Below are 18,534 nucleotides of genomic sequence, written 5' to 3' on the forward strand. Positions count from 1 at the left end.
TCCTCCTCGGATCGGAGACGTCCCCAGCCGTCAGTCACACCGTAGCGTTCGTCGGGCCCTCCGACCAGAGGATCAGTACCAGTTCGTGGCCTGCGAGTGCCCCCAGGCGCTGCACGGAGTGCCGTAGACGGACGAGATGTAGCCGAGACCCCAGGCGATCTGGGTCGTGGCGTTCGTCTCCCAGTCGCTGCCCTCCGACGCCATCTTGCTGCCGGGAAGGGCCTGCGGGATGCCCGTCGCGCCGCTGGGGTTGTACGCCTGGTAGTTCCAGCCGGACTCCTTGTTCCAGAGCGACTCCAGGCAGGAGAACTGGTCGCCTCCCCAGCCGTAGCGGCTCGACATCATCTGCTGAGCGGTGGCCTTCGCACCCTCGACCGTGTTCGCGGAGGCGAGAGCCGCGGCGGCGGCCTCTGCTTCGGCGGCGGCCGCGGCGGCGGCGTCATCCGCGGCCTTCTTCTCCTGCGCAGCGGTGAAGGCGCCCTGCAGCGCCACGGTCGCCGTGGCGAGCGCCTTCGTCTCGGCTTCCACCTCGCCCGCGAGGACCGTGACGACCAGGGGCGACATCGCGTCGCGGTCCTCGAGCGCGTCGATGTCGTCCTGCAGCTCCGACACGTCGACGGGCGGGGCGGCGCTCACGTCGAGACCCGAGGCGGTCACGTCGTACGTCAGAGCCTGCGCGCTCAGCACGGCATCCTTCGCATCGACCAGCGGCACCGCCGCGTCGTCCGCGACCTTCGCGTGGGACTCGGTGCCGGCGACCAGCTGCGCGACGGCGGCCGTCGCGTCCGGCATCTCGGCGCCGGCGGCCGGGGCAGACACGATGCCGGCGGTGAGGGTGATGCCGAGGAGAGCGGCGGCGGCGGTCCCGAGGATCATCATCGGACGGCGGGTCGTGGCGCGCGCGGATGCCGCGGCGGAGGCGCGCCGAAGCGCACGGGTTTCATGGAGCATGGTTCGACTTTCGGGTCGTCGTACGCCCAATACAGGAGACTCATCGGGAGCTCGTCCCAGGCGCAAGTGTTCGAGCCTGCCATGCCTTCCTGAACGAAAATTGTGCCTCATCTGGGATTTACATGAGAAGAGGGCCCCGCACGCGCCTTTCGGCGGTGCGAGGCCCTCTGCAGAGCACTCTCGAACGAGGGTCAGGCGTTCGCGTCCTGACGCTTGATGCGGGCGGTCTCGCGAGCGCGGGTGTTCTGATCCAGGTTCACCTTGCGGATGCGAACGACCTCCGGCGTCACCTCGACGCACTCGTCGTCACGGGCGAACTCGAGGCTCTCCTCGAGCGTCAGCTGACGCGGCGGGGTCATCGACTCGAACGTGTCGGAGCTCGCTGCACGCATGTTGGTGAGCTTCTTCTCCTTGGTGATGTTCACGTCCATGTCGTCGGCGCGCGAGTTCTCGCCGATGACCATGCCCTCGTAGACCTCCTGCGTGGGCTGCACGAAGAACGACATGCGCTCCTGCAGGGCGATCATCGCGAACGGGGTCACGACGCCCTGGCGGTCGGCGACGATCGAGCCGTTCTGGCGCGTGGTGATGTGTCCGGCCCACGGCTCGTAGCCGTGCGAGATCGCGTTGGCGATGCCGGTGCCACGGGTCGTGGTGAGGAACTCGCTGCGGAAGCCGATGAGGCCGCGCGACGGGACGATGAACTCCATGCGCACCCAGCCGGTGCCGTGGTTCGTCATGTTCTCCATGCGACCCTTGCGGCCGGCGAGCAGCTGCGTGATCGCGCCGAGGTGCTCCTCGGGCGTGTCGATCGTGAGGTGCTCGAACGGCTCGTGCGTCTTGCCGTCGATCTGCTTCGTGACGACCTGGGGCTTGCCCACCGTGAGCTCGAAGCCCTCGCGGCGCATGTTCTCGACGAGGATCGCGAGCGCGAGCTCGCCGCGTCCCTGCACCTCCCACGCGTCGGGGCGGCCGATGTCGACGACCTTGAGCGAGACGTTGCCGATGAGCTCGCGGTCGAGACGGTCCTTGACCATGCGGGCGGTCAGCTTGTGGCCCTTGACCTTGCCCATGAGGGGCGAGGTGTTCGTGCCGATCGTCATCGAGATGGCGGGGTCGTCGACCGTGATCGCCGGAAGCGGGCGGACGTCCTCGGGGTCGGCGATCGTCTCGCCGATCGTGATGTCCTCGAAGCCGGCGATGGCGACGATGTCACCGGGCGCCGCCGACTCCGCGGGGTAGCGCTCGAGGGCGCGGGTCTTCAGGAGCTCGGTGATGCGGGCGTTGCTGGTCGAGCCGTCGGCACGGACCCAGGCGACCGTCTGCCCCTTCTTCAGCGTGCCATTGAAGACGCGGAGGAGAGCGAGGCGACCGAGGAACGGGCTCGAGTCGAGGTTCGTGACCCAGGCCTGCAGCGGGGCCTCGTCGTCGTAGGACGGCGCCGGGATGTGCTCGAGGATGGCGCCGAAGAGCGGCTCCAGGTTCTCGTTGTCCGGCAGCGTGCCGTTCTCGGGGCGGTTCAGCGATGCGGCACCGGCGCGGCCGGAGGCGTACACGATCGGCACGTCGAGCAGCGCGTCGACGTCGAGATCCGGCACGTCGTCGACGAGGTCGGACGCGAGACCCAGGAGCAGGTCGTGGGCCTCCTCCTCGACCTCGGCGATGCGCGCGTCGGGACGGTCGGTCTTGTTGACCAGCAGGATGACGGGCAGCTTCGCCTCGAGCGCCTTGCGGAGCACGAAGCGGGTCTGCGGGAGCGGGCCCTCGCTGGCGTCGACGAGCAGCACGACGCCGTCGACCATGGAGAGGCCGCGCTCGACCTCTCCGCCGAAGTCGGCGTGACCGGGGGTGTCGATGACGTTGATCGTCACCTCGCCGTCGGTGGCGTGCACGCCCTTGTAGGTGATCGCCGTGTTCTTGGCGAGGATCGTGATGCCCTTCTCACGCTCGAGGTCGTTCGAGTCCATGGCGCGTTCGTCCACGTGGGCGTGTTCGCCGAAGGAGCCCGTCTGACGCAGCATGGCGTCGACGAGAGTGGTCTTGCCGTGGTCGACGTGCGCGACGATTGCGACGTTGCGGAGGTCAGAGCGGAGGGCGTGCGCCATGCAGAAGTCCTAAAGAGGTGTGGGATTGCGCCGGGAAGCCGACGTTCCAGGATAACGCAAGCTGAGGGTCTGTTCCTGAGCGGACGTCGTAGCATCGGGATCGTGACTTCCCGACCTGTCCCGGACCCCCTCTCCTGGGACCCTCCTGCACCCTCCCGCGGCCGCATCGGGTGGGAGATCGCGATCGTGCTCGCGCTGGGCCTCGGCCAGTCCGCCGTGTACGCGATCGTGCAGCTCGCCTACCGGCTCACGGATGAGACGCCGCTGGCGGATCAGACCGCGACGCTCAACCCGTCGCGCAGCGACCGCGAGCTCTTCGATCTCATCTATCAGGTGCTGTCGATCGGATTCTCGCTCGTGCCGGTGCTGCTGGTGTGCTTCCTCCTCTGGCAGTCGCGCCGTCCGCACCTGGGCAGGCTGGGACTGGACGGCACGAGGATCGCAGCGGATGCCGGGCGCGGCATGCTCCTCGTCCTCGCCATCGGCATCCCCGGTCTGGCGCTCTACATCGCCGGACGCGCCTCGGGGCTCTTCGTCGCGGTGAATCCGGCGGGACTCGACGCGTACTGGTGGACTGTCCCCGTCCTGCTGCTCGCCGCCGCGCGGGCGTCGCTGCAGGAGGAGTTCGTCGTGCTCGGATATCTCTTCGCGCGCCTCCGGCAGCTCGGATGGAGTCCGTGGACCATCATCGTCTCCACCTCGGTGCTGCGTGCGAGCTACCACCTGTACCAGGGGCCCGGCGCGTTCATCGGGAATCTGGCGATGGGGCTGCTGTTCGGCTGGCTCTTCCAGCGCAGCGGTCGTCTGCTGCCGTTCCTCGTCGCGCACTTCCTGATCGACGCGACCGTGTTCGTCGGCTATCCCTGGGCGGCGGCGACCTGGCCGGAGCTCTTCGGACTGCCGAGCTGAGACGGGGTCAGCCGGCGTTCGCGATGAACACGGCCACCGCGGCCCAGACCAGGATGACGGCCAGGGCGAGGAGAGCGGGACGATCCCAGCTCCGCCGGATGGGAGCATCGGCGGCGGGATCGGACGCCTCCCAGCGATCGCGGATGTCGGTCAGATCGCGCAGGCTGGCCGGGGCTTTGGGCTCCTCGTCCTGCCGACCCGCGGCGCGCCGCTGCCGCGCCCTGGCCGGCCCGCCGTAGCACGTGACGTCGGTGCCGTCATCGAGCGAGAAGACGAGCTGCCAGCGCAGATCGATGTCACGCACACGACGCCACCCGAAGGTCGTGCGTCGCAGCATGTTCTGCACGGTCGCCTCCGCGTCGTCGATGCGGACGAACGAGACGAAGGCGACCTCGTACACGACCCACAGCCCGAGGAGGATCCACGGTGCGAGCAGCAGCGACTGCCCCCACCCCGCGCGCACGACGGCATCGCCGAGCAGGAACAGCGCGAGCAGCGAGCAGAGGACGAGGAAGACCGGACCGGAGGCCGCACGGAAAGTCCGTGCGGCCCCCGATCCTGGATCGGTCGGCACGTTCAGCGCCCGCCGAGCGGGATCGACGCCCCGGGGATCGCCTTGAGGAGCCGGTCGGTGTACTCCTGCTGGGGGTTGGCGAAGATCTCGTCGACAGTTCCCTGTTCGACGACCTTCCCCTTCTCCATGACGCAGACGAGGTCGCTCGACACGCGCACGACAGCGAGGTCGTGCGTGATGAACAGGTACGTCAGGTTCAGCTCCGACTGCAGCTCGGCGAGCAGCTTCAGGATCTGATCCTGCACCAGCACGTCGAGCGCCGAGACGGCCTCGTCGAGCACGACGATGTCCGGCTTGAGCGCGAGCGCCCGGGCGATCGCGACGCGCTGCCGCTGTCCGCCGGAGAGCTCGTTCGCGTATCGGGTCGCGAGCGTCCTCGGCAGCGCCACCTGGTCGAGAAGCTCCTCGACGCGTTCGCGCTGCGAAGCCCGATCCCCCACACCGTGGATCTGGAGCGGCTCGGAGATCGTGTTCCCGATGTTGCGCAGCGGGTCCAGCGATCCGTACGGATCCTGGAACACGGGCTGCATGCGGCGGCGCAGCCCGAACGCCTGCGCGTTCGAGAGCTTCGACACATCCTGACCGTCGATCTCGATGGTGCCGCTCGTGGGCTCCTCGAGCTTGAGCACCATCTTGGCGACCGTCGACTTGCCGGAACCCGACTCGCCGACGAGGGCGAGCGTCTTCCCGCGCGGGATGTCGAAGGAGACGTCGTCGACCGCACGGAACGCCTCGCTGCGGAAGTTCCCCTGACGGATCTTGTAGTCCTTCGTGAGTCCCGCCACCCGCACGGTCGGCGGGATGTCCGCGAGGTCCTCGAGCGTCTCGATGCCGCGGTCCTCGACGACGGCCTGGATGCGCTGCGAGGCGACGCTCGGGGCTGCACCCACGAGTCGTTGCGTGTACGGATGCTGCGGATTCTCGAGGATCTGCCTGCTCGGGCCGGCCTCGACGATGTTGCCGTTGCTCATCACGATGATCTTCTCGGCGCGCTCGGCCGCGAGGCCGAGGTCGTGAGTGATGAGGAGCACCGAGGTGCCCTTGTCACGCGTGAGCGTCGCCATGTGATCGAGGATGACCCGCTGCACCGTCACGTCGAGCGCCGAGGTCGGCTCGTCGGCGATCAGGAGCTTCGGGTCGGCGGCCAGTCCGATGCCGATCAGCGCACGCTGGCGCATGCCGCCGGAGAACTGGTGCGGGAACTGGTGCAGGCGTCGCTCGGCGTCGCCGAGTCCTGCCTGCTGCAGCACCTCGATCGCCCGCGCCTTCACATCCGCCTTGCCACGGGCGATCCCGTTCGCGCGGATCGCCTCCTTGACCTGGAAGCCGATGCTCCACACCGGGTTGAGGTTCGACATCGGATCCTGCGGGACGAAGCCGATCTCGCGGCCGCGGACGGTCTCGATCTCGTGGCGCCCGAGCGTGGTGAGCTCGCGGCCGTCGAGGGTGATCGATCCGCCCGTGATCGTTCCGGTGCCGGGAAGCAGGTTCACGATGGCACTGGCGGTCGTGGACTTGCCCGAGCCGGACTCGCCCACGATGGCGACGGTCTCGCCGGGGAAGATGTCGAAGCTCGCGCCGTGCAGGACCTCGCGGAGACCCTCCTGTGTGCGGAACGCGACCTTGAGGTCGCGCACGCTCAGCAGCGGCACCTGTTCGGGAGTGCGCTCGCTCATCGGCGTGCCCTCGCTCTCGGATCGATGGCGTCTCGGATGAGCTCGCCCAGGGTCACGAACGCGAGCACGGCGAGCGTGAGCGCGATCGACGGATAGATGAGCGCCATCGGCGCCACCCGGAGCGACGACTGTGCCGCGCTGATGTCATTTCCCCACGACATGGTGTCGCTTCCCAGGCCGACGCCGAGGAACGACAGGGTCGCCTCGGCGACGATCGATGCCGCGAGCGACAGCGTCGAGACGACGAGCAGCGGCGCCAGGGCGTTCGGGATGACGTGTCCGACGAGCGTGCCGAACTTGGAGCGTCCGAGCGCACGAGAGGCGACCACGAAGTCCGCCTGACGTACCCGGAGGACCTCCGCACGCACGACACGCGCGGTGGACGCCCAGGCGAAACCACCGATCGCGAACGCGAGGACCGGAACGGAGCGGTACTGCGAGAAGACCGTCATGACGACCACGGCGGCGAGGATGTAGGGAATGGCGAAGAAGATGTCGCCGATGCGCGACAGCAGCGAGTCCAGCCATCCGCCGTAGAAGCCGGCGAGCGCACCCATGATGAGGCCGACGATCGAGCCGATCGCTGTGGCCAGCAGACCGACGGCGAGCGAGGTCTGCGCGCCCCAGACGATGCGGGCGTAGATGTCGCAGCCCTGGAACGTGAATCCGAGCGGATGCCCGTCCGTCGGTCCGGCATTGCTGTTGCCCAGTTCGCACCCGCTGTTCGGCGGGGTCGATGTGAACAGCGTCGGCCAGAGCGCCATCACCAGGAAGAAGAGTGCGAGCACGACCGAGAACCAGAACAGCGGACGCCGCCGGAGGTCGGTCCACGCATCGCGCCACAGGTTGCGCGGCTTCTCCGCGATGCGCACGGCGTCGACGGAGATGCTCTCCGTCTCGACGGGCGCGACGAAGTGATTCTGCGAGTTGGGGTCATGCATAGCGGATCCTTGGGTCGAGCAGACCGTAGAGCAGGTCGATGACGAGGTTGACCAGGACGTACAGGATCACGAACACCGTGACGAAGGAGACCACGGTGGGGCCCTCGTTGCGGATCGCGGCCTGGTACAGCGTGTTGCCGACGCCGGGGACGTTGAAGATCCCCTCGGTCACGGTCGCTCCGACCAGCAGCACACCGAAGTTGGTGGCCGAGTTGGTGATCACGGGGATCAGCGAGTTGCGCAGCACGTGCACCGGGATCACCCGACTGCGCGAGAGCCCCTTGCTGTAGGCGGTGCGCACCCAGTCCTGGTTGAGCGTGTCGATCACGGAGCTCCGCATCAGACGCATGCTGACCGCGAACAGACTGAAGCCGAGCACGATCGCCGGTAGCCACAGGCCGCCCCAGTCGTTGTCGGAGCCCACTGTGGGTTTGAACCAGCCGAGCTGGATCGCCAGGAAGTACTGCGCGAGGAACGCGACCACGAAGATCGGGATGGCGATGGCGACGAGGGCGATGCCGAGCATCGCGTGATCGAAGACCTTGCCCTTGCGCAGCGCCGAGATCGTGCCGATGACGATCGCGAGCGTGAACTCGATGGCGATCGCCATGACCGCCAGGCGCCCTGTGACCGGGAGGGTCTCTGCGAGGACCTCCGAGACCGGACGGCCGGAGAACGTGTTTCCGAGGTCGCCCTGGAACACACCGGTGATGTAGTACCAGTACTGCACGAGGAACGGATCGTTCAGGTGGTACTGCTCACGCAGCTGCTCCACGACCGCAGGGTTCGGGGTGCGGTCGCCGAACAGGGCGAGGATCGGATCGCCGGGCATGGCGAACACGAGGAAGTAGATGAGCAGGGTGGCTCCGAAGAAAACCGGAATCACCTGCAGAAGACGTCTGAGGATGTAGCCGAACATCTGTGGTCCCGTTGCGAGGAGGCGGAAAAGCTTGTCGAACACAGCCCGCGAGGCGGTGACGACGAATCGTCACCGCCTCACAGGTGAGTGCCGTCCGGCTTACTCGCCGTCCTTCGTGACCTGGTAGAGGATCGGCCAGGTGTCCCAGCCGAACTCGACGTTGTCGACCGACTCGCCCCAGGCGCCCATGGCGTTGGTGTACCAGAGCGGGATGGCGGGCAGGTCCTTGAACAGGATCTCCTGCGCCTCCTGGAACTTCGTGATGCCCTCTTCGACGTCGGCAGCGGATGCGCCCTCATCGAGGAGTGCGTCGAACTCGGGGTTCGAGTAGTCGCCGTCGTTCGAACCGGCACCGGTGCCGAAGAGCGGGCCGAGGCCGTTGAACATCGACGGGTAGTCGAACTGCCATCCGGTGCGGAAGGCGGTGGTCGACTGACGCTCGGTGATCAGCGTGCGGTGCTCGGCGAAGGTCGGGATCGGGTTGCCGGAGGCCTCGATGCCGAGGTTGTTCTTCAGCTGGTTGGCGATGGCGTCGACCCAGCCCTGGTTGGGGCCGTCCGCGTTGTACTGGATCTGGAACGATCCGGTCCACGGTGCGATGGCGTCGGCCTCGGCCCACAGCTCCTTCGCCTTCTCGGGGTCGAACTCGAGCACCTCGGAACCGGGGATGTCCTCGGAGTAGCCGTCGATCACCGGAGAGGTGAAGTCCTTCATCGGGGTGCGGGTGCCGCTGAAGACCACATCGGTGATCTCCTCACGGTTGATCGCGTGCGAGATCGCCGCACGTCGCAGCTGACCCTCTTCACCGCTGAAGTGCTCGAGGCGCTCCGGGATCGTGATGGTCGCGTTGGCCGCTGCCGGCTGGTTCACCGTGCGACCCTCGAAGTCGCTCTCGAACGTCTGCAGGGCGCTGTCCGGGATCTCCTGGAGGATGTCGAGGTTGCCGCCCTGGAGGTCGGCGTAGGCGGCATCGGTGCTGGCGTAGAGGATCATGTCCACGCCGCCGTTCACCGCCTCACGGGGACCGGTGTAGTCCTCGTTCTTGATGAGGTCGATGCTCTCGTTGTGCTTCCACGCGCCCTCTTCGGCGAAGACGTACGGGCCATTGCCGATCGGGTTCTCGCCGAAGGCCTCGAGGTCGTCCCATGCCGCTGCGGGGAGCGGGAAGAACGCCGTGTAGCCGAGGCGCAGCGGGAAGTCCGACTCGGGCTGCTTCAGCTTCACCGTGAAGGTGAGGTCGTCGACGACCTTGAGGCCGGAGAGCTCCGGGACGTTCTCGTCGTAGGAGAAGCCCTCGATGGACTCGAAGAAGTAGCTCGAGAGCTGCTTGTTGTCGAGCGCCGAACCGTAGTTCCAGGCCTTGACGAACGACTCGGCGTCGACCGGGTCGCCGTTCGCGAAGGTCTGGTCGGCCTTGATCTTGATCGTGTAGGTCTGCGCGTCGTCGGTCTCGATGGACTCGGCGAGGTCGTTGTGCACGGCGCCCTCGGCGTCGTAGTACACGAGACCGGCGAAGATGCTCTGCAGCACGAGGCCGCCGCCGACCTCGTTGGTGTTCGTGGGGATCAGCGGGTTCTGCGGCTCGGTGTTGTTGACCGAGATGATCGCCGTGGCGTCACCGGACGACTCCTCGGCGGGCTCGTTGCCCCCGCCGCTCGCGCAGCCCGCGAGAGTCAGGGCCCCGATCAGGAAAAATGCGCTGCCCGCGAGGGCGATCTTGTTGCGCTTCACTTTGTGTCCTCCTGGACTGTTACTCAGACTGCGCGCTCACCGTTGAACACGTAGGGATAGTCGAGCGTAACCCGGGGTCGGGCTCGCGAACGCACTCAGCTAACGAACTGTTACTGAGTGGTGACCATCCGTAACATCCGCGAAACACCCGGAAAGACGCGACGGAGCCGCGCTCCCCGGCGAGGAGCGCGACTCCGTTCAGATGGGTCGATCCGGTGTCAGGCGAAGGCCTCCACGGGCGGGCAGGCGCAGACGAGGTTGCGGTCGCCGTAGGCCTGATCGATGCGGCGCACCGGCGGCCAGTACTTGCCGGCGACGAGCGCGTGCACGGGGTACGCAGCATCCTCCCGGGTGTAGGCGTGCGTCCACTCCCCCGCGATCAGCGAGACAGCGGTGTGCGGCGCGTGCACCAGGGGGTTGTCGTCGGCGGGCCAGCGCCCTGCCGCCACGGCATCCGCTTCCGCCTTGATCATGATCATCGCCTCGATGAAGCGGTCGATCTCGCCGAGGTCCTCCGACTCCGTCGGTTCGACCATGAGGGTCCCCGCCACGGGGAACGACATGGTCGGGGCGTGGAAGCCGTAGTCGATCAGGCGCTTGGCGACGTCGTCGACCGTGATGCCCGTGGCCTCCTTGAGCGGGCGGAGGTCGAGGATGCACTCGTGCGCCACTCGGCCGTTCTCGCCCGTGTAGAGCACGGGATAGTGCTCGCCCAGGCGGGCGGCGATGTAGTTCGCCGACAGCACGGCGGCCGCGGTCGCGCGCCGCAGGCCGTCTGCCCCCATCATGCGCACGTACGCCCAGGAGATCGGCAGGATGCCCGCCGACCCGTACGGCGCGGCCGAGACGGCTCCGCCCTCGAACGTGAAACCGCCGAAGTGCTCGCTGCGCTGCGCGAGCGGATGCGACGGGAGGAACGGCGCGAGGTGCGCCTTCGCCGCCACGGGTCCGACACCGGGTCCGCCGCCGCCGTGCGGGATCGCGAACGTCTTGTGCAGGTTGAGGTGCGAGACGTCGCCGCCGAGGTCGCCGAAGCGCGCGTACCCGAGCAGAGCGTTGAGGTTCGCGCCGTCGACGTACACCTGGCCGCCCGCGTCGTGCACCGCGGTCGTGATCTCCACGACGTCGTGCTCGTACACGCCGTGCGTGGACGGGTAGGTGATCATGAGCGCCGACAGGGTGTCGGCGTGCGCGGCGATCTTGGCGCGGAGGTCGTCGAGATCGACGTTCCCGAGCTCGTCGCAGGCCACCACGACGACCTTCATGCCCGCGAGCACGGCGGATGCCGCGTTCGTGCCGTGCGCCGACGACGGGATCAGGCAGACGGTGCGCTGCGCGTCGCCGTTGGCGAGGTGGTAGCCGCGGATCGCCAGGAGCCCCGCCAGCTCGCCCTGCGAGCCGGCGTTCGGCTGCAGTGAGACGGCGTCGTACCCGGTGACCTCGGCGAGCCAGCCCTCGAGCTGCTCGATGAGATCGAGATAGCCCTGCACGTCGGATGCCGGCGCGAACGGGTGGATGCCGGCGAACTCGGGCCATGTGATGGCGGCCATCTCGGTCGCGGCGTTGAGCTTCATCGTGCAGGACCCGAGCGGGATCATGCCGCGGTCGAGCGCGTAGTCGCGGTCGGCGAGGCTCTTCAGGTAACGCATCATGGCGGTCTCGCTGCGGTGCGCATGGAAGACCGGGTGGGTCAGGTACTCGTCCTGCCGGATGAGCGCGCCGGGAAGAGCGTGGTCGCCGTCGCCGAATCCGAAGACCCGCTCCTTCGTGCCGCCGAAGACGTGCGCGACCTGGTGCAGCTCCGCGGTCGTCGTGGTCTCGTCGACCGCGATGCTGAGCGTGTCGGCATCGACGACGTGGAGGAGGACACCCGCACCGTCGTGCGCCTGCTTCGCGAGTTCGTCCGCACGGCCAGGGACACGCACGGAGACGGTGTCGAAGAAGGCGTCGTGCACGACCTCGGCGCCGGCCTCGACGAGCCAGTCGCGCAGCAGCGCGGCCTTCGTCGCGACCTCCGACGCGATGGCTTCGAGGCCGTCGGGCCCGTGGTACACCGCGTACATGGAGGCCATGACGGCGAGCAGCACCTGTGCGGTGCAGATGTTCGACGTCGCCTTCTCGCGACGGATGTGCTGCTCGCGGGTCTGCAGCGAGAGGCGGTAGGCGGGCTTGCCGTCAGCGTCCACCGAGACGCCGACGAGGCGCCCTGGCAGCTGACGCTCGAGGCCTGCGCGCACGGCCATGTACCCGGCGTGCGGACCGCCGAAGCCCATCGGCACACCGAAGCGCTGCGTCGTGCCGACAGCCACATCCGCGCCCAGCGAACCGGGCGACGCGATCAGGGTGAGGGCGAGGAGATCGGCGGCGGCGACCGCGAGACCGCCGGCGAGGTGTGCGGCGTCGATGACGGCCGAGGGGTCCCAGACCCGACCGGATGCTCCCGGATACTGCACGAAGACGCCGAACAGCTCCGCCGGGAGCTCCTCGCCCGCGGCGAAGTCCACGGAGACGAGCTCGATGCCGACGGCATCCGCACGGGTGGCGAGCAGCGCCTTCGTCTGCGGGAAGGCATCGGCGTCGACCGCGAAGACGTTCGACGTCGACTTCGAGGCACGCCGGGCGAGCAGCATGCCCTCCACCACCGCGGTCGACTCGTCGAGCATGGATGCGTTGGCGGTCGAGAGCCCGGTGAGCTCGGCGACCATCGTCTGGAAGTTGATGAGCGCTTCCAGACGGCCCTGCGAGATCTCGGGCTGGTACGGCGTGTAGGCCGTGTACCAGGACGGGTTCTCCAGTACACCCCGCTGGATGACCTGCGGAGTGATCGTGCCGTAGTAGCCGAGGCCGATCATCGGCCGGTTCACCGCGTTGCGCGAGGCGAGGGCGCGGAGTTCGGCGAGCGCTTCGGTCTCGCTCGCCGCTGCCGGGATGGTCGAGTCGAGCGAGCCCGTCGGTCCGGTGAAGATCGAGGACGGGACCGCCTGGCGCATCAGCGCCTCGACGGCATCTCCCTCCTGGGTCCCTGAACTTGCCCCCTGGGTCCCTGAGCTTGCCCCCTGGGTCCCTGAGCTTGTCGAAGGGTGGATGCCGAGCGCGTCCAGCATGGTCCGCTGGGCGGCGTCGGTGGGTCCGATGTGACGATCGGCGAAGGAGACCACGGGTGGATCAGCCCTCCGTCAGTGCGACGTACGCGTCGCGGTCGAGCAGGTCGTCGGTGGCGCCGTCTGCCACGGAGACCTTGATCAGCCAGCCACCCTCGAAGGGCTCGGCGTTGACGAGTGACGGGTCGTCGACGACGGCGTCGTTGATCTCGACGACCGTGCCGGCGACCGGGGCGTAGAGCTCTCCGACCGACTTCGTCGACTCGATCTCGCCGACGACCGCGCCTGCGGTGAGCTCGGCGCCGACGGCGGGGAGCTCGACGAAGACGACGTCACCGAGCTTCTCGGCGGCGTAGTCGGTGATGCCGATGCTCACGGTCTGGGTTCCCGAGCCCGTCGAAGGACCGGTCGCGATCCACTCGTGCTCTTCGGTGTACTTCAGTGCGCTGAGGTCGGTCATTTGGTCCTCCGGTAGAAAGGCAGGGCGGTCACGGTCGCGGGGATCTTCGTCCCCCGCACATCAAGGAATACTGCTGTTCCCTCTTCCGCGGAAGAAGGATCGACGTAGGCCATCGCGATCGGGTGGCCGAGGGTCGGGCTGAGGGCGCCGCTGGTGATCTCGCCGAGCACCGTGCCATCGGCATCCACCACGGCGTAGCCGGCGCGCCCGGCGCGCTTGCCCTCGGCGGCGAGTCCGACGAGGACGGGAGCTTCCGGGGCCGCGTCGACGGCGTCCTTCCCGATGAAGCTCTCCTTGTCCGCCACCACCACTCGACCGAGGCCGGCCTGCGCCGGTCGGGTCTCGAGGGAGAGCTCGTGCCCGTAGAGCGGCATCCCGGCCTCGAGCCGGAGCGTGTCGCGAGCGGCGAGACCTGCGGGAACGAGGCCGTGCGGCTCTCCGGCGGCGAGCAGGGCGTCCCACAACGCGGGTGCGAGTGTGCTGGGGACGAGCAGCTCGAAGCCGTCCTCGCCGGTGTATCCGGTCCGGGCGAGGAGCAGGGGCTCACCGTGGAAGCGGGCGTCGGCCCAGGCGTAGTACCTCTGCTCGGCCCAGGGCGTACCGACCTCGGTGATGCCCTCGGTCGCCGCGACGATGGCCTCGGCCGCGGGGCCCTGGACGGCGAGGAGGGCGAAGGAGTCCGAGACGTCCTCGACGTCGACCCCTCGGTCGCCGAGGAACCCGGCGAAGCTGCGCTCCTCCCCTTCCGCCCGGGGAGGCCCCTCGCGTTCGACGAGGGACGGGAACGAGCGCACGCGCGAGGCGAAGGCCGCGTCGACGTAGCCGCGGTTGCCGGCGTTCGCGATCACCAGGTAGCGATCGTCGGCGAGCCGGTAGACGATCACGTCGTCGACGATCCCTCCGGACTCCGACAGGATCAGCGAGTACTTCGCCTTGCCCACGGCCATCGAGGACAGGCGACCGGCGAGCGCGTAGTCGAGGAACTCCGCGGCGCTCTCACCCGTGACGAGGAACTCCGCCATGTGCGAGATGTCGAAGAGACCGGCCGACCGGCGGACGGCGTGGTGCTCCGCGAGGTCGGAGGTGTAGCGCACCGGCATCTGCCAGCCGCCGAAGTCGGTGAACGACGCCCCGAGCGCCTCATGGCGCTCGCGGAGCGGGGTGTAGCGGGGATCGGACATGGAGTTCTCCCGTGCGGATTCGGGCGGAACGACGACGTCGACGTTCCTCGGAACTCCCCCTCTGTCATGGGCCTGAGAGCTTCGCCCGCGCGGGGGCTTTCACCGTCGGCGGATCTCGAGCTTCGCTCGAGATCGCTTTTCAGAGTGGCCGGAACCGCGCGGTACGCGTTACCTGAGAGATTGGCGGGGAGGCTTGCTCCTTCGGTGCCCGGCTGCATTCGCCGGGGCTCTCCCGCGGGGGTCATTCGGCCTGTCTTCAGTTGTGGGGTTCAGTCTAGCCGGAGCCCTTCAGGATCGGATGCCGAGTTCGGCGCGGACCTCGTCACGGAGGCGTCCGAGGTTCTCGGGCTCGGGGGCCGCGCCGAGGAGCGTCTTGGTGTAGTCGTGCTGGGGGTGGAGGATGACCTCGTCGGCGGGTCCGCGTTCGACGACGTCACCCTTGTAGAGGACCATGATCTCGTCGGAGAAGTGCCGGGCGGTCGCGAGATCGTGCGTGATGTACAGCACCCCGAGGTTCTCCTCACGCTGCAGCTCGGCGAGGAGATTCAGCACGCCGAGGCGGATCGACACGTCGAGCATCGACACCGGCTCGTCGGCGACGATGAACCGCGCCCCGGGCGCGAGCGCCCGGGCGATCGCGACACGCTGCCGCTGCCCACCCGACAGCTCGTGCGGGCGACGCTCCGCGAAGCTCTCCCCCGGTGTCAGCCGCACCCGCTCCAGCAGCTCGACGGCCCGCTCCCGCACCTGAGCACTGCTCAACTCGGGGTGATGCAGCCGGATCGGTCGCTCCAGGTGATGCACGATCGTGTGGAACGGGTTCAACGACGCGAACGGGTCCTGGAACACCATCTGCACATCCGACCGGTATCGCTCCAACGTGCGCCCGTGCGTCCCCGATGGCACCCCGTCGAGGAGGATGTCCCCGCTCGTGGGGGTCTCCAGCTTCATCAGCATCCGCGCGATCGTCGACTTGCCCGACCCGGACTCCCCCACCAGCGCGACCGTCCGCCCCGGCTCGAGCGTGAACGACACATCCTTCACCGCATGCAGGGTCGTCGTCTTGAACCCGGAACGCAGGTGGAAGTCCTTGGTCAGGTTCCGCGCCTCCAGCGTGCCCGTGCCGCGCGCGGCATCCGTCTTCGTGCTCATCGGGTCCCCTCCTGGCTCACGCCCGTGCGGACGAAGTCGCCCCGCTCGCCCTTCAGCGACGGGAAACTCGACAACAGCTTCTTCGTGTACTCGTGCTGCGGGGTCCGGTAGATCTCCTCCGCCGTCCCCTGCTCCACGATCTGTCCCTGCAGCATCACCGCGATCCGGTCGCTGATCTCGATCAGCATCGGCAGGTCGTGCGTGATGAAGATGACCGCGAACCCGAGTCGTTCACGCAGCCGCATGATCTCGCGGATGATGCCCCGCTGCACGACTACGTCGAGTGCGGTGGTCGGCTCGTCCATGATCATCACCTGCGGGTCCAGCGCGAGGGCCATCGCGATCATCATGCGCTGGCGCATGCCGCCGGAGAGCTCGTGCGGGAAGCTCGTCAGACGCGACGGGTCCACCCCGACCAGGGTCAGCAGCTCCTCGGCGCGCGCGGTCTTGTCCTTCTTCGACATCCCGGGGCGGTGCGTGTCGAAGATGTCGAAGATCTGCGCCTTCACATCGATCACCGGGTTGAGCGAGTTCATCGCCCCCTGGAACACCATCGAGATCTTGTCCCACCGGAACGCCCGCAGACCGTCGCCGTCGAGGCCCACGATGTCGATGTCGTGCCCATCGCGGTCGTGGAACACGATCTCGCCGCTCGTCATCAGCGCCGGCGGCTTGAGCAGACGATTCATCCCGTAGGCGAGCGTCGTCTTCCCGCAGCCGGACTCCCCCGCGAGTCCCAGGATCTCGCCGCGGTTCAAAGTGAGCGAGACATTGCGCACGGCCTTGACGGGCGGATCGACCTCGTACTCGATCGACACGTTCGTCGCTGTCAGCACGGCGTCGCTCATGCGGTGACCCCCTTGGTCTTGGCGGCCTTGCGCACGCGGCGGGCCGCATCCGGCGCGTTGCGGAGCTTCGGGTTGATGACCTCGTCGATCGCGAAGTTGATGAGGACGAGGCCTGCGCCGATGACGGCGATCATCAGTCCCGGCGGCACGAACCACCACCACGCCCCTCGTCCGAGAGCCTGACCGGACTGCGCATCATTGAGGATCGTCCCCCAGGTGATCGAGTCCGTGGGTCCGAGTCCCAGATACGAGAGTCCCGCCTCCCCGAGGATCGCGAAGATGAGGGCGAACAGGAACTGCGCGGTGAGAAGCGGGAGGAGGTTCGGCATGATCTCGACGAGGATCACACGCAGCGACCTCTCTCCGGCGACCTTCGAGGCGTAGACGTAGTCGCGGGTGCGCAGCGAGCGTGTCTGCAGACGCAGCACGTAGGCCGCGCCCGCCCAGGAGGTGATGCCGAGGAAGATCGCCACCAGCTGCCAGGTGCGCTGGGGGACGAAGGACGCGATCACCATGACCAGCGGCAATGCGGGGATCACGAGCATCACGTTGGTGATGAGCGCGAGTCCATCCTCGCGCCATCCGCCCAGGTAGCCGGCGAGAACGCCGAAGAGGAGCGACAGCACGATGGCGATGACGCTGGCGATCAGTCCGACGAGCAGCGAGCCCTGAGCGCCGATCGCGAGCTGGGCGAACATGTCGTTGCCGAGCTTCGTGGTGCCGAGCCAGTGCTCCGCCGACGGCGCCTGAAGAGCGGGATTCGCGGTGCTGCGCGGGTTCTGAGTGAAGATCGGCGCGATGATCGCGAACAGGACGGTCGCGAGCACCAGGATCGAGCCGACGATGAACTTCGGCGACGTGCTGGGAAGGATGCGACGGCGCTTGCGGTCCTGCTGCGTCGCCATCGCGATCGTGCTGGCGGGTGCCGTCGTGGGCGTCTCCTCGACGGAGAGGAGGCCGGCGGTGTTCTGCGGATCAGACATTCTGGCGAGCCCTCGGGTCGATGAAGCCATAGACGAGGTCCATGAAGAAGTTGGCCGCGAGCACCGTGATGGTGATCACGAGGAACAGCCCCTGCATCAGCGCGTAGTCGTTGTTGGTGACCGCCTGGAACATCAGCTTGCCGATGCCGGGGTAGGTGAACACCTGCTCCATCACGATGGAGCCCGAGACGACGAAGCCGAGGGTGATCGAGAAGCCGGCGATCGACGGGATCGCCGCATTCCGCGCGGCGTACGTGGTGAGGATGCGCCGCGGGCGAAGGCCCTTGGCCTCGGCGGTGAGGACGTAGTCCTCGGCGAGGGTCGCGACCATCATGTTGCGCATGCCGAACATCCAGCCGCCCACCGAGGAGATGACGATGGTGATCGCCGGAAGGAGAGCATGCGAGAAGGCATCGGAGAAGAACGCCCAGGTCGGCTCCGGCCCGTCGGGGAAGTCGAAGACGTCGTACCCGCCGAAGAGCGGGAACCAGCCGAGCCCCACGGAGAACACCGCGACCAGGATCAGCGCCAACCAGAAGTACGGGATCGACTGCAGCACGGTCGTGGCCGGGATCAGATGATCGACCCAGGTCCCGCGCTTCCACCCCGCCCAGGCGCCGAGCGCGATGCCGAGGATGAAGGAGATGACGGTCGCGGTACCCACCAGGACGAGGGTCCACGGGATCGCGCCGGCGATGAGCTCGGTCACCGGGGTCGGGTACTTCGTGACCGAGATGCCGAGGTCGCCGCGGAACATGCGCGCCCAGTAGGAGAGGTACTGCTCCCATAGCGAGGAGTCGTCGCCGCCCAGCAGGAGCTTGATGTTCCTGATGGTGGTCTCGGAGATCTCGCCGCCGGCCCGCTGCATCTTGGCGATCATGATGTCGGCGGGGTTCCCCGGCATGAGCCGGGGAAGCAGGAAGTTGAGAGAGATCGCGGCCCAGAGCGTGAACGCGTAGAACCCGATTCTTCGTGCATAGAACTTCATGTCACTGCTTCCTGC

Annotated in this window: 15 protein-coding genes and 1 riboswitch; of the genes, 1 reads left to right on the forward strand and 14 read right to left on the reverse strand. The window is 67.8% G+C overall.

All coding sequences use genetic code 11. The annotated features are described in order from the left end of the window. Positions 1 to 72: 72 nt before the first annotated feature. Positions 73 to 951 carry a phospholipase gene (locus DC434_RS17375; protein ID WP_116636570.1) on the reverse strand — a complete coding sequence of 293 codons (879 nt, stop codon included), beginning with the start codon at positions 949 to 951 and terminating at the stop codon, positions 73 to 75. A gap of 191 nt (positions 952 to 1,142) precedes the next feature. Next, on the reverse strand, positions 1,143 to 3,056 hold the full coding sequence (gene typA, locus DC434_RS17380) for a translational GTPase TypA (protein WP_116636571.1): 1,914 nt from the start codon (positions 3,054 to 3,056) through the stop codon (positions 1,143 to 1,145). 102 nt (positions 3,057 to 3,158) lie between these two features. Between typA and DC434_RS17385 the strand changes: the two genes are divergently transcribed. Further along, on the forward strand, positions 3,159 to 3,965 hold the full coding sequence (locus DC434_RS17385; protein ID WP_116636572.1) for a type II CAAX endopeptidase family protein: 807 nt from the start codon (positions 3,159 to 3,161) through the stop codon (positions 3,963 to 3,965). Positions 3,966 to 3,972: 7 nt separating this feature from the next. Here the strand turns inward: DC434_RS17385 and DC434_RS17390 are convergent, their stop codons facing one another. The 12 genes from DC434_RS17390 to DC434_RS17445 all read right to left on the reverse strand — a co-directional run bounded on the left by DC434_RS17390 (position 3,973) and on the right by DC434_RS17445 (position 18,519). Next, entirely contained in the window at positions 3,973 to 4,539 is a 567-nt protein-coding gene (locus tag DC434_RS17390; protein WP_116636573.1) for a PH domain-containing protein, read from the reverse strand. 2 nt (positions 4,540 to 4,541) lie between these two features. Beyond that, positions 4,542 to 6,215 carry an ABC transporter ATP-binding protein gene (locus tag DC434_RS17395; protein ID WP_116636574.1) on the reverse strand — a complete coding sequence of 558 codons (1,674 nt, stop codon included), beginning with the start codon at positions 6,213 to 6,215 and terminating at the stop codon, positions 4,542 to 4,544. After that, on the reverse strand, positions 6,212 to 7,156 hold the full coding sequence (locus DC434_RS17400) for an ABC transporter permease (protein ID WP_116636575.1): 945 nt from the start codon (positions 7,154 to 7,156) through the stop codon (positions 6,212 to 6,214). The genes DC434_RS17395 and DC434_RS17400 overlap by 4 nt, the downstream gene beginning before the upstream one ends. Further along, positions 7,149 to 8,075 carry an ABC transporter permease gene (locus tag DC434_RS17405; RefSeq protein WP_116636576.1) on the reverse strand — a complete coding sequence of 309 codons (927 nt, stop codon included), beginning with the start codon at positions 8,073 to 8,075 and terminating at the stop codon, positions 7,149 to 7,151. Before DC434_RS17405 ends, DC434_RS17400 begins: the two co-directional genes overlap by 8 nt. 99 nt (positions 8,076 to 8,174) lie before the next feature. Further along, on the reverse strand, positions 8,175 to 9,806 hold the full coding sequence (locus DC434_RS17410; RefSeq protein WP_116636577.1) for an ABC transporter substrate-binding protein: 1,632 nt from the start codon (positions 9,804 to 9,806) through the stop codon (positions 8,175 to 8,177). A gap of 218 nt (positions 9,807 to 10,024) precedes the next feature. Next, positions 10,025 to 12,910: an aminomethyl-transferring glycine dehydrogenase gene (gene gcvP, locus DC434_RS17415; RefSeq protein WP_243408997.1), complete on the reverse strand. Its 2,886-nt coding sequence runs from the start codon at positions 12,908 to 12,910 to the stop codon at positions 10,025 to 10,027. A 61-nt stretch (positions 12,911 to 12,971) separates the two neighbouring features. Beyond that, positions 12,972 to 13,367, reverse strand: a complete 396-nt coding sequence (gene gcvH / locus DC434_RS17420) for a glycine cleavage system protein GcvH (protein ID WP_116636579.1) — start codon at positions 13,365 to 13,367, stop codon at positions 12,972 to 12,974. Next, positions 13,364 to 14,548, reverse strand: coding sequence for a glycine cleavage system aminomethyltransferase GcvT (locus DC434_RS17425; RefSeq protein ID WP_116636580.1), 1,185 nt, complete (start codon positions 14,546 to 14,548; stop codon positions 13,364 to 13,366). Before DC434_RS17425 ends, gcvH begins: the two co-directional genes overlap by 4 nt. Before the next feature lie 149 nt (positions 14,549 to 14,697). Next, a riboswitch (glycine riboswitch) is annotated at positions 14,698 to 14,793 on the reverse strand. A 43-nt stretch (positions 14,794 to 14,836) separates the two neighbouring features. Further along, positions 14,837 to 15,700, reverse strand: coding sequence for an ATP-binding cassette domain-containing protein (locus DC434_RS17430; RefSeq protein ID WP_116636581.1), 864 nt, complete (start codon positions 15,698 to 15,700; stop codon positions 14,837 to 14,839). Then, positions 15,697 to 16,548: an ABC transporter ATP-binding protein gene (locus tag DC434_RS17435; protein ID WP_116636582.1), complete on the reverse strand. Its 852-nt coding sequence runs from the start codon at positions 16,546 to 16,548 to the stop codon at positions 15,697 to 15,699. Before DC434_RS17435 ends, DC434_RS17430 begins: the two co-directional genes overlap by 4 nt. Then, positions 16,545 to 17,531 (reverse strand): ABC transporter permease, encoded by a 987-nt coding sequence (locus DC434_RS17440; RefSeq protein WP_116636583.1) that lies wholly within the window; start codon positions 17,529 to 17,531, stop codon positions 16,545 to 16,547. Before DC434_RS17440 ends, DC434_RS17435 begins: the two co-directional genes overlap by 4 nt. Then, positions 17,524 to 18,519, reverse strand: coding sequence for an ABC transporter permease (locus DC434_RS17445; protein ID WP_116636584.1), 996 nt, complete (start codon positions 18,517 to 18,519; stop codon positions 17,524 to 17,526). Before DC434_RS17445 ends, DC434_RS17440 begins: the two co-directional genes overlap by 8 nt. Positions 18,520 to 18,534: the final 15 nt, after the last annotated feature.

This window comes from Microbacterium sp. TPD7012 (assembly GCF_003075395.1).
GTDB lineage: Bacteria > Actinomycetota > Actinomycetes > Actinomycetales > Microbacteriaceae > Microbacterium.

Coding starts and splice junctions, on each gene's coding strand:
- DC434_RS17445 (WP_116636584.1), bottom strand. CDS start 18,519: ATGAAGTTCTATGCACGAAGAATCGGGTTCTACGCGTTCACGCTCTGG.
- DC434_RS17435 (WP_116636582.1), bottom strand. CDS start 16,548: ATGAGCGACGCCGTGCTGACAGCGACGAACGTGTCGATCGAGTACGAG.
- typA (WP_116636571.1), bottom strand. CDS start 3,056: ATGGCGCACGCCCTCCGCTCTGACCTCCGCAACGTCGCAATCGTCGCG.
- DC434_RS17395 (WP_116636574.1), bottom strand. CDS start 6,215: ATGAGCGAGCGCACTCCCGAACAGGTGCCGCTGCTGAGCGTGCGCGAC.
- DC434_RS17405 (WP_116636576.1), bottom strand. CDS start 8,075: ATGTTCGGCTACATCCTCAGACGTCTTCTGCAGGTGATTCCGGTTTTC.
- DC434_RS17400 (WP_116636575.1), bottom strand. CDS start 7,156: ATGCATGACCCCAACTCGCAGAATCACTTCGTCGCGCCCGTCGAGACG.
- DC434_RS17440 (WP_116636583.1), bottom strand. CDS start 17,531: ATGTCTGATCCGCAGAACACCGCCGGCCTCCTCTCCGTCGAGGAGACG.
- gcvP (WP_243408997.1), bottom strand. CDS start 12,910: ATGCTGGACGCGCTCGGCATCCACCCTTCGACAAGCTCAGGGACCCAG.
- DC434_RS17375 (WP_116636570.1), bottom strand. CDS start 951: ATGCTCCATGAAACCCGTGCGCTTCGGCGCGCCTCCGCCGCGGCATCC.
- DC434_RS17425 (WP_116636580.1), bottom strand. CDS start 14,548: ATGTCCGATCCCCGCTACACCCCGCTCCGCGAGCGCCATGAGGCGCTC.
- gcvH (WP_116636579.1), bottom strand. CDS start 13,367: ATGACCGACCTCAGCGCACTGAAGTACACCGAAGAGCACGAGTGGATC.
- DC434_RS17430 (WP_116636581.1), bottom strand. CDS start 15,700: ATGAGCACGAAGACGGATGCCGCGCGCGGCACGGGCACGCTGGAGGCG.